Genomic DNA, 15,015 nt, shown 5'->3' on the forward strand with positions numbered 1-15,015 from the left:
AGTTCTATCTATTTACATTTCATTTCAAAAATTCATATATTGCACCATCGCATTGTTTTATAAATTCAAAATCATGCGTGATTATAATAATAGTTTTTCCTTGCTCTACCATTTGATTTAAAAATCCAATCAAAATATCCATTTGCATTTTGCAAAGTCCACTCGTTGGCTCATCAAACACTATGATTGGTTTTTGACTTACCATAGACATAGCAAGCAACAATCTCTGTTTTTCACCACCTGATAACGAACTTGGGTGCATTTCTTTTTTATTAAATAAATGTACCTTTCTTAAGGCTTCATTTTTCAAATTATCCTGTTTTGTAACTGTTCCAATTTCCTGCCATACAGATTCTGTGAAAAGTTGATAATTAACATCTTGCATGACTGCAAAGATATTCTCGTACCGTTTTTTGAGCTTTTCTCCCTTATAAAAAACTTCTCCCTTGCCTTTTATAGTTCCCATAAGTAAATTGATAAAAGTACTTTTCCCAACACCGTTTTGTCCAATAATGAAATTTATCCCGGTATTAAAAGAAACACTAAAATCAAAAATTGTATTCTTATCGTATGTTTTTTTGAAATGTAGACATGTTATTGATTCATTAACAAAGTTTGATGGAGTATTTTTTTGTAACATATCTACTTTTTCATATTGTCTATTTAAGAAATCACTCTTAAAAATTTCATTGAAATTTCTTAAATTATGTTTTTCTGAAACTCTTACAAAGAAATCATCACTAAAATATTCTTTCGTGTATTCTTTAAAAGTTTTATTTTCTATTACACACAGCTTGTCTACAATGTCTTTCAAATAAAATAATCTATGCTCGACAATGATTATGATTTTATTTCTTTTTTTTAATATAAACAAAGTATAAATTTCTAATTATCTTTTTATATTTTCTTAAATGCTCGTAAAGCCTTATTCTATGTGCTTTCGAGTATTTTTACTGTAGGAAGATACTTCACGTTTCTTTGCATATTTCCTCATGTCTTAGCTGTCAGAAGTGGTAAATAAGTAGTAAATTCATTTGTACTACTAAGCAACAAGACGCTCCTGTTGCTTCTCTTTATTCAAGCGTTTCATTTCTGCCATTGCAGAATCGAATGTTGCATGTGCGTAATAGTTCAGCGTCATGGCTATATTAGCATGTCCCATAATGTACTGTAATGCCTTTGGATTCATTCCTGCATTTGCATAGTTGGTACAGAATGTATGTCGCAAACTATGTGGAGTGATGTGTGGCAATTTATCCTCGTTATACTTATTGTATTTCTTAACAAGACCTTTCATCATGCCGTTGTAATCACTTGCCACTTTTGGATAGTTCTTTCTATTAAGAAAGAGAAAATCACTATATCCATCAATCTCAACACGCTTATCATTCTTTCGATTCGCTAACACTCGCTTAAATGCTTGATAGGCTTCTTCAACCATAGGAACTTGACGTTCGCCACTTTTGGTCTTTGGTGTTTCAATGTAGTACCCAATTTCAGTATCTCTCAATAGCTGATGGTCTATATTGACAAGACGATTCTCAAAATCTAAATCTGGAAGTGTCAAACCACCAAACTCTGAAATACGAAGACCTGTTTTTAAGAGTATCAGAATTTCATCATAATTTTTGCTGTAGGTTTTATCAGCTTTTGCAAAGGCTAACAGTTTTTCTTCCTGTTCTTCTGTTAGTACGGTCTTAGGGACAGTATCATCATCAAGAACTGCTTTCAGTTGAAAGTCAAATGGATTCTTCCGAACACAATCATCTTGTATAGCAATATAGAATGAAGCCTTTAAAGAACGTTTGTAGTTATTGATGGTTTGATAAGCATAACCATTTTCACTCATTCTAATAGCCCATTCTTTAGCGTCTGATGGCTTAATACTGTCAATACTTCTTACACCTAACTTGTCTTTCTTCAAAATATCCATAAGATATTTGCGTCCAGTTTCAGTGTTTTTTCTAACCTTTGGTCTTTGAGCGTTCTGTTTTGCGTAAAGCTGGCAGAGTGTCATTTTCTTTCCTACAACATCAATACCATCATGAATGTCTTTCTGTAACTCTGCGATTTTCTCTCTAAGTGAGATACAATCACGCTTTCCTGCTGGTACTCGGTCTGTAGCCACAAGTTTCCACGAGTAAACAAATTGCGGTTCTCCAAATGAATCTATATATTTGTATAAGTATCTTCCGTCTTTTCGTTGGCTCTCTCCAGTCTTTAAGATTCGACCTTTATTGTCACGTCTTTTTTCTGACATGGCATTTGCTCCTTTCCTTTATGGAAAGAGCCTTGATACGACTTAATACTATTTTATCATATACAAGACCCTTTGGCGACGCTAGATTGCGTCCAATGTATCTATAATTTTTTCAAATTGTTTTCGTTTAATCTGAATACGATTGCCATTCATAATCAGCCAATTTGCATTTTTATTTTCCTCTGCCAAGCGTCGTAGCTTGTTTTCGCCAATACGAAAATATTTTGACGCTTCTTCAATGGTTAGGGTATAACGTTCCCAAATAGGAATGTCAGTCTGCTTCATAAAATCCTCCTTTCCAAATCACTTATTTGGATTTCATAAAAGTTGTTTTACCAGCAATCGAACAGCTTTAGCAAAGCTCACGGGAGTTCCACCCCTGCATGGTTCTCATGTAGCCATACTCATTGCCTGCGACGGTTTTATCACGCTCGGACTATTGACTGTATGGGAGTATCATTATCACGATAAGAATGTCGTTGCAGGCAATCCTGCTAAAGATTGCTTCTCGGATCACTAACATGAATCGCTCGCTATCTTTATAAGATAGGTCATGGCGGTTAGTTCCGTTGGCTCTTTTCTTATCGAAACGTATTCGATTACTTTTATTCAGTTTTCAAAGAACAATGGCTCGTTAGCCTATCAAAACACATTGAAAGCTCAATATGCTTTGGTGGAATAACAAACCTCCCTGTTCGGGAAGCGTGGAATGGTTTAGCACGCTTCCACGAAAGGAGAGAGGATATTACTTAATTTCAAATGACAAAATCTTTGTAATCAGTCTGGTTTCCATTCTTCCACGTAAGACTTCATCAACGACCATACTTTGATTGCCATATTCATCTTTCATAAGTCGTAGGGAACGCTTCGTTATGTACCCTCTGTAATGATGTAGAATCTGGTTAATCGCTTCGGTATCGGCATCTGTTGCCTTTACAATGAGAGGAAAGGGAATCATAGGATATTGTGTTTTCATTCTTCAAATTCCTCCATAAACTTTTTAATTAAGGCTAGTCCACTGGTTCTATGCCGATAGACAGTAGAACGGTTCAATTTCAACAGGTCTGCAATTTCTGAATCGCTCATGTCCATAAAGTAAAACAGCAGTAGAATTTCACGTTTCTTGTCTGGCAACTCACGTAATGCTTCACTCAACAAATCATTTTCAACGCCTACTGATAACCCATTGAGTGTAAAAATCTGAAAGTCAGTTGAATAGTTATCTGTTGTCGCAAACTGGCTAACAAGATAATCGCCAACATCCGAAAAGGACACCTCACGCTTTGCAATCCTTGAAAGATAAAGCATATAATTCTTTCGCTCGTCTTCCATAGCACGTTTACAGATATAGTCAAACTGATTTTCTATTGTGGTCTGAAAAGAAGATGGTTTCATGTTTCTCACCCCCTTTCTGTCTAGGAAAGGAAGTGAGCCTTGCTCGTTTATCTCCTTTCACTCTTAGTCCCAATGTGAAAGGGGGATTTGTTGCATTACTGATAAATAAACTTTGTAAAAAAGTTCTGAATAGCCAAAAAAGCATATAAACAGATTTATTTCTCTGTTTACATGCTTCTGTTATTCTATCTATATGATTTATAAAACCACATTGGTGGACGTACTTATCTATTGCAGATAGACGACTTTTTTTGACAAGAACCCAATGTAAGGAAATTTATTGTATATGATGTACTTCATGGCGACGTTGACCTCCAACAAACCGCCATTTGGAAGTAATATACAATATTTTAACAGCGTAAATAGCACTACCATATAACGGTTTTTTTTATTGGCGTTTAGTAGTGCTTTTTATTAAATATAAACCTATAAACCATATAACACGTTTTTCTATACCTGTTTTTAATTCAGTAGGAACAATAAAATGTATAGAGGTGGTCTACTATGCGTAAAAAAGAAGATAAATATGATTTTAGAGCCTTTGGTTTAGCCATTAAAGAAGCTCGATTGAAACGAGGTTTAACTCGTGAACAAGTGGGAGCATTGATTGAAATTGACCCACGGTACTTAACTAATATTGAAAATAAAGGGCAACACCCCAGCATACAAGTTCTTTATGACCTTGTATCGTTACTTCATGTTTCCGTTGATGAATTTTTCTTACCTGCTAATAACTTGGTAAAAAGCACCCGACGATTACAGATAGAGAAATACATGGATAGCTTTACAGACAAAGAACTATCCTTAATGGAATCTTTAGCCAGCGGTATCAACGAAGCAAGAAACATCGAAGACTAATTAAAAGAATCCATACATAACGGAAAGAGCCGATAAAATGAGATTGTATTAATCTCATTTTATCGGCTCTGCGTCTTTGCGTCTGGCTCTGTAATCACAGTTACTTTGAACTGCTTTATTTCAATTAAATTTTCTTGTCTGCATTTCGGACAATAGAGGGGGAATTTTTTTAATTCAGTATCTTCCCTTATCTTTAATCGTGTTTTATTTCCACATACAGGACACAATATCCACTTGTAGTTTATAATAACTATCTCCTCCTTTACACTTTAATTCAAATCTTTATTAAAAAATATTTCATCTTATTTAACAAGAAACCATATTTATATAACAACATAAAATACACTAAGTTATTTTATTGAACATATATCGTACTTTATCTATCCGACTATTTGGACGACGGGGCTGGCAAACAGGTTCACCGGTAGTAACATGGTACCCTTTTAACTCTGTTAAACAAACACTACGTCCATTTGTAAAGAAAGTTAAATCACTACGATATTCTTGAATACACCGAGCAGGGATTTCTCCACTAAGAATGACCTCATTATTTTTCAATTGAGTGTCTACGATGTTCGCACAATATTTAGGAGCATCGTTGTATGCTCGTGAAAGATATTCCTGTGGCGCATAAATTTTAAAACTAAGATATGGCTCTAACAATTCTGTTCCAGCTTTTTTTAAGACTTGTTCCAATACAATAGGAGCAAGCATCCGAAAATCTGCTGGGGTACTAACAGGGCTATAGTATAAGCCATACTTAAAACAGATTTTACAGTCCGTCACATTCCAACCATACAATCCTTGTTCACAGCCATAGCGTATCCCCTCCATAACTGCATTTTGAAACGATTGATTTAAGTATCCAAGAGAAACCGAGCTCTCATACTGCATTCCACTTCCCAACGGAAGCGGTGATACAGATAAACCAATGGAAGCCCAGAAAGGATTTGGCGGCACTTCGATGTGAATGGTATATTCTGCATTTTTTAACGGTCTCTCCATATAAATGACTGTAGGCTCTTTTAGTTCTATCTCCACATGATACTTTTCTTGCAACAGTGCACTAATCACTTCCATTTGTACTTTCCCTAAGAAAGAAAGTATAATTTCATGTGTCGTAGAATCCACGTAATATCGTAGAAGCGGATCACTATCTGAGATTTCCAAAAGGGCATCAAGCAACATTTCTCTCTGTTCAGGTTTACTCGGTTCAACAGTTGTTTGTAGTAGAGGGTGCGGATTTTCAATCTTTTTTCTCTGTGGCAATAGTTTTGTATCTCCAAGAACACTATTTAACTTCAAAAACTCATTTTGCAAAATAACAATTTCTCCAGAATAAGCTCTATCAATCTTACATAATTCACCATTTATTGAAGTATACATTTCTGTAACTTTTATTTTTTCTTTTTCTGATACTCTAACCGAATCTCGTAAATGTAGTACTCCACTATAAAGGCGTATATATGCAAGACGTTGTCTTTTTTTTGTATATTCAATTTTGAAAACATTTCCGCAAAGTTCAGACGGACCTCGATGTGTTGATGAATAAAATTTATTAGTAATAACTTCTATAAGGTTATCAATCCCTATATTACTTTTTGCACTTCCATGATAAAGAGGGAACAGAGAACAATTCTGAAATCTTATGCTTTCCTCTTGTTCGAGTTCCAATGCTTCTAATGATTTACCGGACATATATTTCTCTAAAAGGTAATCGTTTCCCTCTATTACCGTATCCCATTGTTCAGATTCGGTAAAGTTCGTCACACACATATTAGGATACAGTTCTACCTTCTGTTTGATTACAATTTCGGCAGAAAGTTTCTCTTTAATATCCTGATAAACCGTTGATAAATCAATTCCATTTTGGTCAATCTTATTGATAAAAAAGATTGTGGGAATCCCCATTTTCCTAAGTGCATGAAATAATATACGAGTTTGTGCTTGTACGCCATCTTTTGCAGAAATCAGTAGAATTGCCCCATCTAAAACTGATAATGAACGATATACTTCTGCTAAGAAATCCATATGTCCTGGCGTGTCTATGATGTTCACCTTCGTATTTTCCCACTGAAAAGAGGTTATTCCTGTCTGAATTGTAATTCCTCTCTGACGTTCTAAAAGCGTATTATCCGTCCTCGTTGTACCTTTGTCCACGCTTCCTAATTCTGTAATCGCTCCACTGTTATATAATAAGCTTTCTGTTAAGGTAGTTTTTCCTGCATCAACATGAGCTAAAACTCCAATATTAATAATTTTCATGTGATTTTCCTCCATTCAAAAACCCAAAAGGGCATAAAAATCCCAGTGATAAATACTTTTATCACTGGGATTTTTATGCATAACCATAGGCATACAAAGCATACAGATATTCTCCGGATACTTTAGAATCACATGATAAAGGTATTCTTAAACTGGGTACAAAAAACTAAGCCCTCCTAAAAAAGGACATCCAATTATTTGTTCCCACTATCAAATTGACAGTTTATTTAAGAATACCTTGCCGCATATTTATTAACTCCTTTTAAATAGATACTTAAATAATAGCACGTAAGAGCATATTTGTAAAGGAATCTCCAATTTTTTATCAAAGAGAGTACGTGATTACAAAATAGCTGTAATAATGTACCAATATTTGTTATTCTATAATCTTCCAATTACTCCCGTTCTTTTCAAGTACCAAATCAAATTGAGATACCTGCGTTGCTTTGGTCTGCTGGTCGATATACTCCACTGTCAGCGATACCGTGACTTGATTATCCTTACGATTGTGAATAGGATTTACCAGTTCTTGAAAGATGTACTCTTTTCCGATTGGTTTTAATATCCCGTCATTCACATAGTAGGAAAGTTCACTGGCTGTCGCTGTAGGATAGAGCTTGAAGAACGTCGTTAAAAACTCATTGATTTCATTGGTTGTAATGGAATCAACCGTCCCCTCACTTTCAATGGCTTTTGGTTTATAACTTGATTTCTTAGGTATGTTGGTAATGGTCGGATTCTTAACCAGTACCATATTTCCAGAACCATCTACATAGACACTCACTATATAAGCAGAGTGGACGGTCTTTGTATTTTCTCCCTCTGTAATGAGCTGGTCTACACTGTAGGTTACATTAAACTCATTGTCGCCAGTTGGCTCTACCGTCCATATCTGAAATCCTCTTACAGAAGACGATACAGGAATATCTTTGCGTACTGTATCAACATTGAGAGCTTGAAGTTCATCTGTCAGATAGCCTTTTAGACTTTCCATTCGATTATCAATGGACTTATCGGATTGCTCCCATGAATAGTAGACTTTCGCAAAGTTCTCTACAAAATTTTCTACATGATGAGTATCAACGTATTCCTTTTCTATGATAGTTGTTTCGTGAATAGTATGAGTATCTATAGCTGTAAAGTGCTTGAATATCGCAAAGCTGAAACTAAGCCCTAAAAGTACCCACAAGGCAATCACAACCTTTTTATGAGGATTGACCTTATAGACACGAGGTTTCTTTTCCTTTGGTATCTGTTTTTCTTTATTCTGATTTTTTCTAAATTTCATCATTAAATCTTCCTTTCTCATTGTTTGATTCGTCCTGCTCCCACTAAATGCTGTTGCCAGTAGGGGCTTGTTAAGTCGGCATAACCGATTGGGTCGCCTGCATGAAACATACGGTTATTGCCAAGGTATATCCCAACATGAGTAATATAAGAGCCAGCGTTATAGGTAGAATGAAAGAAAACCAAATCGCCAGCTTGTGCTTCCGATAGTGGGATATGCTGGGTCACATCATATTGCTGTTGTGCGGTTCGTGGTAAGTTAATTCCAGCTTTTCCATACGTCCATTGTGTCAGTCCGCTACAATCAAAAGAAGTAGTCGGGGAAGCTCCACCGTAAACGTATCGCCAGCCCTCATATTTCAGTGCTTCGTCCATGATGGCTTGTACCGTATCATCATCAAACTCTGTTGTGACAAGATACTGCGTTACCAGTTGCACATAAAACATATTGCCATAGTTGTATCGCCAGCCCCCATTGATAGGTATGGCTATGGGATTGGGGTAAGACACTTTTTCGCCACCTGAATACTCTTTTGAGAAACTTTGAGCCAGTTCAAAGGTATATTTATTTCCACGATTAGCCACATACCCTAAGAAACCACCACCATAATTGTAGGACTGGATAACCGATTCTAAATCTACACTGAGCCTTTCGCTACTGGCTAATAATTCACTGAAATACTTCACACCTTGCTTAATGGATTCTTCTGTACTCAATGAATTAGGTGGAAGACCGAGGGATTCCGAGGACTGCATAACATCTTCCGCAGTACCGCCCGATTCCACCTGTATAATCGCAAGAAGTATGTTGACATATTCTTCAACGCCATATTCTTTGGCATATTTTTCTACCATAGGCTTATGAGCCAGCACTTCTGCGGAAACATTCACACCTCCATAATGAATATTGGAAATTCCGCTGTCCTGTTCATCTGAAAATAAAATGGCAACAAACAGAAGCAGTGAGAAGACCATCAAGAATAATCCAGAACCACCAATCACTAAAGTTTTCAACTTCATGGTTTCTTACCGACTTTCTTAATGGTGGCGGTTTTGATTGGTGGTCTACTTCTTGTATTTTGTAGTGGTACTCTTTGAACAGTAGACGGACGTTCTTTTGTGATTGGACGTTGTGAAGTTCTATCTGCTGTAGTGGTTGAAGTTGCTGGCTTTTGAACGGTTTTTTCTTGAACGGTATTGCCTTGGCGTTCCACTTTTGGACTTGAAAAATCGGACTTAACTGCTGGACGCTCTTGTTTGGCTTGTTGAGATTCCTTATATGAAGTCTGAATATTAGACTGTTTTGAGGTCTGTTCATCATGATATTGTTCTTGTCTTGTAGTCGGTCTTTCATGAACAGAAGAAGCAGGCTGTTTTTTCTGTTTGACCTGTTCCATTTCAGAGCGACGCTTCGCAATGGTTTTTCGCCTTTGTTCCTGCTGTTCCTTGCGTCCACTGGCTCTGTCCGCTTTGGTTTGAGAAATACTACTGGTTAAATCACGGACATTCTCTTTTACTTTGGATTTTCCTTGATATACTGCATATCTTGCATTGGTCGGCAAATCTTTAACCTGTTCTTTCAAACCACTAGCAGTGTCTACCATTCTGTCTTTGGTATCAGCTACTGTACCGATGGTTTGACCGATACGTTTTCCAAGTGTTGATTTTTCCTTTCCGTCTGGTCGGGAGTGATCTGCTTGTGTCCTTGCAGAACTCCCCGAACCCGACTGTCCTTTTTTACCTGTAACAATGGCAGACCCAGCCCCTAGAGTAGTCATGGAACGTCCAAGTTTCCGCTGTAGACGGTGCATGTGAGCGTGCATAAGCATACGAGGTTTTCTCATCACACGACTTCCCACACTTTGAGAATCGTTACTCTGTAGAGAAAACATACTCATTAAATCGCCCAGCTTGAAGTAGATTCCTGCAAAGGTCACAATCTGTAGAAAAGCAATCAAAAAGAACGGATAACCAGCCGATAAGGTATAGAGCATGGTTGAAATACTAAATGCTGTCGTAATAATCAATGTGATTCCAGCTCGTGTCAAAATGGTATTAAAGAGCTTTGTTATGGCTCGTTTTGACATACCATCAAATGATGGAATCATGCTTAAAATAAAGCTCACAGGCAGAAACATAGCATAGATGATAAAAAGTACCTGCGAGAAAATCATGATTCCTGTTAATAGGAATACAAATATGGAAATCCCAATATTGAAGACAAATAGGAAGAAGACTGTACCTAAACGGTTAATGGTCTTTGTAATGGTTAGATTGGTATTGCTTCTGTCTTCAATTTCTTCCGCAACAATTTTTTCTCTATCTTCGCCATTGTTGGAATCTGGGCTGGTGGAGAGCAGGCTTTCCACACGGTCAATACCGATACTTTCAATGTCTGAACTGTTGTATTGAAGCAGTAGCCACGGTTGCTGAACCTGTATGGAAAACAGGCTATCTCTGATTAAGTCCACGCTGTCCTTGCCTTGACTATCGGAATGGGGCATGACAATCTTCGTGCCAAGTGATAAACTGGCATTACTGATGTCTGATGAAAAGTCATTGATTTTTTTAATGTAGTCGGGAGCGTAGGCAATAAAGGAAGCCGATAGGATAAACACCAGCACAAAATTCATAATGGCATGAATTGCCTTTGTGGTTTCTCTCTTTATCAGTCCCGTATAGGCAACATAAACCCCAAGAACCAAAATCAAGAGTAAGAGGAATCCAACATAGAAACCCTCTGTTGAAAATCCGTTTGCACTCACACCAGCTAAGGTCTGCATATTCTTACCAATGGAATCTGCTGTAGCGGAAATGAAGTCTAAGGAATAGGCTTCCTGTACTAAGTAACCTGTCGCATTGGAAACATACAAACTGATTGTCCAAATAAAATTGGTAATGGCATATAGTCCATACATGACCTGTTTTCCAATCCCGTCCGACCAGTTCCACGGAAGCCAGCCCCAGCTATTATCCACATAAAAATCCAGTTGATAGTTTTCAAGTGGGTATCGGCTGTATTCATTTGCCACATTGACCGTATCATCTACCAAGCCCGCAGCTTGAACCACCGTTCCCAGCATGGCTAAAAGAAAAATGGCAATCACAAGTGTGAAAGCCACTGTCATTGCCACTTTACCTAGACGTTTCAGCGTCCAGTTTGATTTTATTCTGTTTACTATTGATGGTTTCACATTTACACCTCTTTTCGCACAGGTGGTCTGGTATCAAAGGCATGGAGCAGTTCTTCAAATACAGGGTGGAACTGTATCACACCGACACGACCATATAAATCACTGATAAGGCATTGCCCGTTTTCCAAATCACGCAATCGCTTCTGATTGTTTTCGTCCTCTGGGTCTACACCAAAAAAGGCTAAGGTCTTTTTAATCTCGTTAAGGTCAGTGGAACGAAATGCAAATTTTAAGCCGAGGTTATTTTTCAGTTTTTCATCTAAGAGGTCGTCTGTATTTTGGGTCACGAAATATACCCCAGCGTTCATAGCACGACCAGCCCGAACCAGCTTCATAGATAGTGTTTTTCCTTGTGCTACCTGTAAAAAGCTCCATGCTTCGTCTAAATCTACAATCTTGAAAATGCTTCGGTCTGTATGGATAAAGTCTAAAGCAAAGGTACTAATGACAATCAGCATAGCAACGGATAAAAGCTCCATAGTGGTATATTCCTCAAAGGAAGTTTCCTTGTCGGGAAGTACCAAGTCCGCAACCTGTATAATGTTCAGTTGTTTTTCTAAGCTGATAGACTGCTCCACATAACCATTACTGAATAATAAATGTGCAAAGTCATAGTCTGTAAAACTTTCGATATGGTCGGCTATACTGGTACTTAGTGGCGTATTCTCAACCCGTAATTCCTCAATCACTTTCATCAACCCTCGTACTTCACTATTGGTTACTGCACGAATGGCTTTTCTAAGGATTGGGAAGCGTTCCCCATCACGAGAGGAAATCCCCGTAAGGAATGTCAGAATATCAATAGCCAGTGATTCAGAATCTTTGGGATTTTTCATAATCACATAAGGGTCAAGTAAGCCTTTGTTTTTCTCATCAGAAGTCAGAGTGACGATATTGATTTCATGGGAAATCTCTGGCAAGGTTTCTTTCCATCTGCCACGTTCTGCTTTTGGGTCTACAATCACTGCTTGTGCCCCATAAAGCACCGCATAATAGACGATAAGGTTATTCGCAAAGGATTTACCACCACCCAGCGAACCAACAAAAGCCGACGCTAACGCATTGGTTACTGAACCCTTAACCCCTTGACTGGCAAGAGCAGGTTTCAGATAGACATTGCGTCCAGTATCTAAGCTGTAGCCAACATAAATCCCCTCATTTTCCCCCAGCATTTGAGTAGCACCAAAACCTAAACCAGCGAGGAAATCAGAGGTCACGTATTGAATATAATCATTCATATAACGCTTGCTGGCAGGTAAAAATTCTTCATGTAAGCCGAGCATATCCCCAAATGGTCGTACCAGTTTTACGCTTAAATCGTCATAAAAATCTTTCACTTCATTACAACGACGTTTGAGTTCGTCAAGATCATTTGCTGATACCCTTACCACATAAGACAGCTTGTACATAGATTCCTTGCTTTGGTCTAAATTGGTTTCCAGCTCATTCACACTTTCCAGAGCTTCCGCCACATTGGAGCTGGTTTCATTATCACTTTGCCAAGCGTGGTTATCCAAGTCTTTCAGTTCTTTCTTTTTATTGCGGACAGTAGATAGGGCTTTACGATTCGCTACAATTTCCACATTCATTGACGTATCAATCGGGAATGTAAATTGCTGTTGCTGGTAGTAGAAGATTTCAGAGGACGGGAAGTCCAGTTCTCCGACAATGCTGTTAATGGTAAAGTAAGCTACATAGACGGTTTCATCTTCCTGCTGGATTTTCAAATATCGCTGTTTTTCTTCCACCAAACAGCGAGTAGGCTTAATCAAGTCATAGTATTTAATCAGCGTTTCATTATCCAGCTTTTTCTTTGATAGATGGTACTCATACTCTTCATAGGCAGTGCCTGTCTGTCCGTAAAGGTGTTCAATCAGATAGCCGAAGTCGTCCTTATCTAACCTGCGGATTTTGAAACGACGAGAGATTTTATTTTCTAAGAGCTTTTCCATCTTCTGAAAACGCAGGATTTCATCATTACTCATACTAACAAAATCGCCCATCAGCTTATGGTTCACATCATAGACAAAATCAGACAAAGCATTTTTTGCTTCAACGGTAAGACTTTTCATAGAAAACTCCTGATCGTTGAGAAGCAACTTAAAGCCGATAAAGAAACGGTAGTTCACTTGATTTTCGCCAATCATGGATATTAAAGCGTCTGTCTGTTGGTCGATTTTGTCATAGGCAACCGCTTTGAGCTTGCCAGTGACTTCATTTTTGGAACGCTCTTGTGCAGAACGTATGCTGGATTCTGTACTGATTTGTAAAGCATGAATTTTGCCATCACGATTTTGTGCGATAAGCTGTCTGAAAGAATCATGCACTTGTATTTTCTGTTCTGGACTTAGAAATGAGTAATTGTAAGGAACAAGCTCATAGTAAGCATAACATTCCCCGTCTTTATTCCAGACGAGATTGTTTTCAATGTATTTAATTGGATATGCCATAAAATTCACTCCTAACTGCTGTAATGGCTTCTTGTGGCTGGTTTCTGCCAAGCGTTACTTTTTTTCCTGCATAGGTCAGCTTTGGTCGCAGTGCATAAGCAATGACAGACTTCAAAAATCCATAAGGCTTTTTACCATCAAAAGTTTTTGTAGACATAAACCATGTGAAAGCCACAGGAATCCCAAAGTATTTGAGAAATGCTCCCTCTATCATGGAAAGAGGGGGCAAGTTGCCAAGTATCATCACTGCAAAGAGTGACACGACAAACCATGTCATTTGCGTAAAGGTTATGGGAAACGGAAGTCTAAAATCATTGATAGAATACAGTACCTTTTCCACAGACCAGATACTGGTATAGCTTCGTATTTTCTTCATGTAATCAATCCTTTCATAAAAAATAGGGGTAGCTGATTGAGCCACCCCGTAAAATAGAAAATCTGCCAGTAGTAATGTACCGACAGATTTAATAGACGATTTCAAAAATCCCATGATTGGTTGAGATAAACGTTCCTGAAAGGTCTAAATCCCGACCATAGGCTTGATAATCAATATAGTTTTGAAGACTAGCTGGTACTTCGCCTAAAGCACCCGTTTCTTCAATGTAGTAGCGTGCCACGTCATACATATCATCACAATCGGAATGAATGATAATATCCTCTTGATGTTCGCTTAGTTCTTCAATGCTTGAAAAATGAGTGAGCAGAGCAGATAGCTCCGATTGTAATTCTTCGGGTAATTCCGATACCATTTCCCATAGTCGATTGAGTTCGCCAATGGAAGTGTATTCGTCAACCGTAAAGGGTAACTCGTAGTCATGAATGGCGTATTCCTCATATTCATCATTCAAGCCGATTTTCTCTTTGACTTCCTCAAAGTCAATGGGAAAGGTAAACCACGCACCGACCAATTCGCCCTCATTGTATTTGCCTAAATTCGCAATATAGACTTGCATATCGTCCATATATTCACGTCCTTTCTTTGTAGAGATTCAAAAATCCCTACCGCACTTCGTTTGGTGTACCATTCCTTTGCGGAACATAAGAAAACCACTTATATTCCACAAAAGAACGGTTTTATTTAAGCACCAATAATGCGATTGAATAGCTCTAGTAAAATGTCTTTTACTCCAGCAGCGTTGAAGACTAAGCCAACCGCAATAATCGCAATAATTAAAAAGCCAATCAGTTTGCTAAACTCACGCTTGAAGCCAAGATACAAGCCAATCACAACGATTGCTAAAAGCACCAGTGATTGAGCGTTTGATAGAAACCAGTTATAAAGGTTTTGTCCAAAATTCATAAAAAT

General features: G+C 37.8%; 15 protein-coding genes and 1 pseudogene. 1 reads left to right on the forward strand and 15 read right to left on the reverse strand.

All coding sequences use genetic code 11. The features are described 5' to 3' along the window. Nucleotides 1-19 precede the first annotated feature (19 nt). The 5 genes from SCSC_RS05755 to SCSC_RS05780 form a co-directional block, all read right to left on the reverse strand. Nucleotides 20-814: an ATP-binding cassette domain-containing protein gene (locus SCSC_RS05755; RefSeq protein ID WP_002989482.1), complete on the reverse strand. Its 795-nt coding sequence runs from the start codon at nt 812-814 to the stop codon at nt 20-22. 228 nt (nt 815-1,042) lie between these two features. After that, on the reverse strand, nt 1,043-2,260 hold the full coding sequence (locus tag SCSC_RS05760; RefSeq protein ID WP_001291561.1) for a tyrosine-type recombinase/integrase: 1,218 nt from the start codon (nt 2,258-2,260) through the stop codon (nt 1,043-1,045). 81 nt (nt 2,261-2,341) lie between these two features. Then, nucleotides 2,342-2,545, reverse strand: coding sequence for an excisionase (locus tag SCSC_RS05765; RefSeq protein WP_000814511.1), 204 nt, complete (start codon nt 2,543-2,545; stop codon nt 2,342-2,344). 460 nt (nt 2,546-3,005) lie between these two features. Beyond that, a complete protein-coding gene (locus SCSC_RS05775) occupies nt 3,006-3,236 on the reverse strand; it encodes a helix-turn-helix domain-containing protein (protein WP_022524489.1) in 231 nt (76 codons plus the stop codon). Beyond that, entirely contained in the window at nt 3,233-3,655 is a 423-nt protein-coding gene (locus tag SCSC_RS05780; RefSeq protein ID WP_000804885.1) for a sigma-70 family RNA polymerase sigma factor, read from the reverse strand. Before SCSC_RS05780 ends, SCSC_RS05775 begins: the two co-directional genes overlap by 4 nt. A 504-nt stretch (nt 3,656-4,159) precedes the next feature. Between SCSC_RS05780 and SCSC_RS05785 the strand changes: the two genes are divergently transcribed. Continuing rightward, on the forward strand, nt 4,160-4,513 hold the full coding sequence (locus SCSC_RS05785) for a helix-turn-helix transcriptional regulator (RefSeq protein ID WP_001227347.1): 354 nt from the start codon (nt 4,160-4,162) through the stop codon (nt 4,511-4,513). A gap of 59 nt (nt 4,514-4,572) precedes the next feature. On the opposite strand, the gene SCSC_RS05790 is transcribed toward SCSC_RS05785, so the two are convergent. From SCSC_RS05790 to SCSC_RS05835, 10 genes and pseudogenes are all read right to left on the reverse strand, one after another. Continuing rightward, complete coding sequence (locus tag SCSC_RS05790) at nt 4,573-4,740, reverse strand: cysteine-rich KTR domain-containing protein (RefSeq protein WP_000336323.1); 168 nt, start codon at nt 4,738-4,740, stop codon at nt 4,573-4,575. Between the two features lie 118 nt (nt 4,741-4,858). After that, the gene (gene tet(M), locus SCSC_RS05795; protein ID WP_002989474.1) at nt 4,859-6,778 is read right to left on the reverse strand and encodes a tetracycline resistance ribosomal protection protein Tet(M); all 1,920 of its coding nucleotides are present in this window, start codon (nt 6,776-6,778) and stop codon (nt 4,859-4,861) included. A 15-nt stretch (nt 6,779-6,793) separates the two neighbouring features. After that, a pseudogene (locus tag SCSC_RS09520) lies at nt 6,794-6,841 on the reverse strand (hypothetical protein); the annotation flags it as partial. 313 nt (nt 6,842-7,154) lie between these two features. Continuing rightward, nucleotides 7,155-8,087: a conjugal transfer protein gene (locus SCSC_RS05805; RefSeq protein WP_001224318.1), complete on the reverse strand. Its 933-nt coding sequence runs from the start codon at nt 8,085-8,087 to the stop codon at nt 7,155-7,157. After that, nucleotides 8,084-9,085, reverse strand: coding sequence for a bifunctional lytic transglycosylase/C40 family peptidase (locus tag SCSC_RS05810; RefSeq protein ID WP_000769868.1), 1,002 nt, complete (start codon nt 9,083-9,085; stop codon nt 8,084-8,086). The genes SCSC_RS05805 and SCSC_RS05810 overlap by 4 nt, the downstream gene beginning before the upstream one ends. Next, on the reverse strand, nt 9,082-11,259 hold the full coding sequence (locus tag SCSC_RS05815) for a CD3337/EF1877 family mobilome membrane protein (RefSeq protein ID WP_000804748.1): 2,178 nt from the start codon (nt 11,257-11,259) through the stop codon (nt 9,082-9,084). The genes SCSC_RS05810 and SCSC_RS05815 overlap by 4 nt, the downstream gene beginning before the upstream one ends. A gap of 2 nt (nt 11,260-11,261) precedes the next feature. Beyond that, the gene (tcpF, locus tag SCSC_RS05820; protein ID WP_000331160.1) at nt 11,262-13,709 is read right to left on the reverse strand and encodes a conjugal transfer ATPase TcpF; all 2,448 of its coding nucleotides are present in this window, start codon (nt 13,707-13,709) and stop codon (nt 11,262-11,264) included. After that, nucleotides 13,693-14,085: a conjugal transfer protein gene (locus tag SCSC_RS05825; protein ID WP_000723888.1), complete on the reverse strand. Its 393-nt coding sequence runs from the start codon at nt 14,083-14,085 to the stop codon at nt 13,693-13,695. The genes tcpF and SCSC_RS05825 overlap by 17 nt, the downstream gene beginning before the upstream one ends. 88 nt (nt 14,086-14,173) lie before the next feature. After that, nucleotides 14,174-14,671: an antirestriction protein ArdA gene (locus SCSC_RS05830; protein ID WP_000342539.1), complete on the reverse strand. Its 498-nt coding sequence runs from the start codon at nt 14,669-14,671 to the stop codon at nt 14,174-14,176. A gap of 116 nt (nt 14,672-14,787) precedes the next feature. Beyond that, nucleotides 14,788-15,009 carry a hypothetical protein gene (locus tag SCSC_RS05835; RefSeq protein ID WP_001009056.1) on the reverse strand — a complete coding sequence of 74 codons (222 nt, stop codon included), beginning with the start codon at nt 15,007-15,009 and terminating at the stop codon, nt 14,788-14,790. Nucleotides 15,010-15,015: the final 6 nt, after the last annotated feature.

The organism is Streptococcus constellatus subsp. constellatus (assembly GCF_023167545.1).
Taxonomy (GTDB): domain Bacteria; phylum Bacillota; class Bacilli; order Lactobacillales; family Streptococcaceae; genus Streptococcus; species Streptococcus constellatus.

Excerpts from the sequence above, each read along its gene's own strand:
- SCSC_RS05825 (WP_000723888.1), bottom strand. The coding sequence starts at position 14,085 with ATGAAGAAAATACGAAGCTATACCAGTATCTGGTCTGTGGAAAAGGTA.
- SCSC_RS05835 (WP_001009056.1), bottom strand. The coding sequence starts at position 15,009 with ATGAATTTTGGACAAAACCTTTATAACTGGTTTCTATCAAACGCTCAA.
- SCSC_RS05780 (WP_000804885.1), bottom strand. The coding sequence starts at position 3,655 with ATGAAACCATCTTCTTTTCAGACCACAATAGAAAATCAGTTTGACTAT.
- SCSC_RS05760 (WP_001291561.1), bottom strand. The coding sequence starts at position 2,260 with ATGTCAGAAAAAAGACGTGACAATAAAGGTCGAATCTTAAAGACTGGA.
- SCSC_RS05805 (WP_001224318.1), bottom strand. The coding sequence starts at position 8,087 with ATGAGAAAGGAAGATTTAATGATGAAATTTAGAAAAAATCAGAATAAA.
- SCSC_RS05785 (WP_001227347.1), top strand. The coding sequence starts at position 4,160 with ATGCGTAAAAAAGAAGATAAATATGATTTTAGAGCCTTTGGTTTAGCC.
- SCSC_RS05830 (WP_000342539.1), bottom strand. The coding sequence starts at position 14,671 with ATGGACGATATGCAAGTCTATATTGCGAATTTAGGCAAATACAATGAG.
- SCSC_RS05775 (WP_022524489.1), bottom strand. The coding sequence starts at position 3,236 with ATGAAAACACAATATCCTATGATTCCCTTTCCTCTCATTGTAAAGGCA.
- tcpF (WP_000331160.1), bottom strand. The coding sequence starts at position 13,709 with ATGGCATATCCAATTAAATACATTGAAAACAATCTCGTCTGGAATAAA.
- SCSC_RS05810 (WP_000769868.1), bottom strand. The coding sequence starts at position 9,085 with ATGAAGTTGAAAACTTTAGTGATTGGTGGTTCTGGATTATTCTTGATG.
- SCSC_RS05765 (WP_000814511.1), bottom strand. The coding sequence starts at position 2,545 with ATGAAGCAGACTGACATTCCTATTTGGGAACGTTATACCCTAACCATT.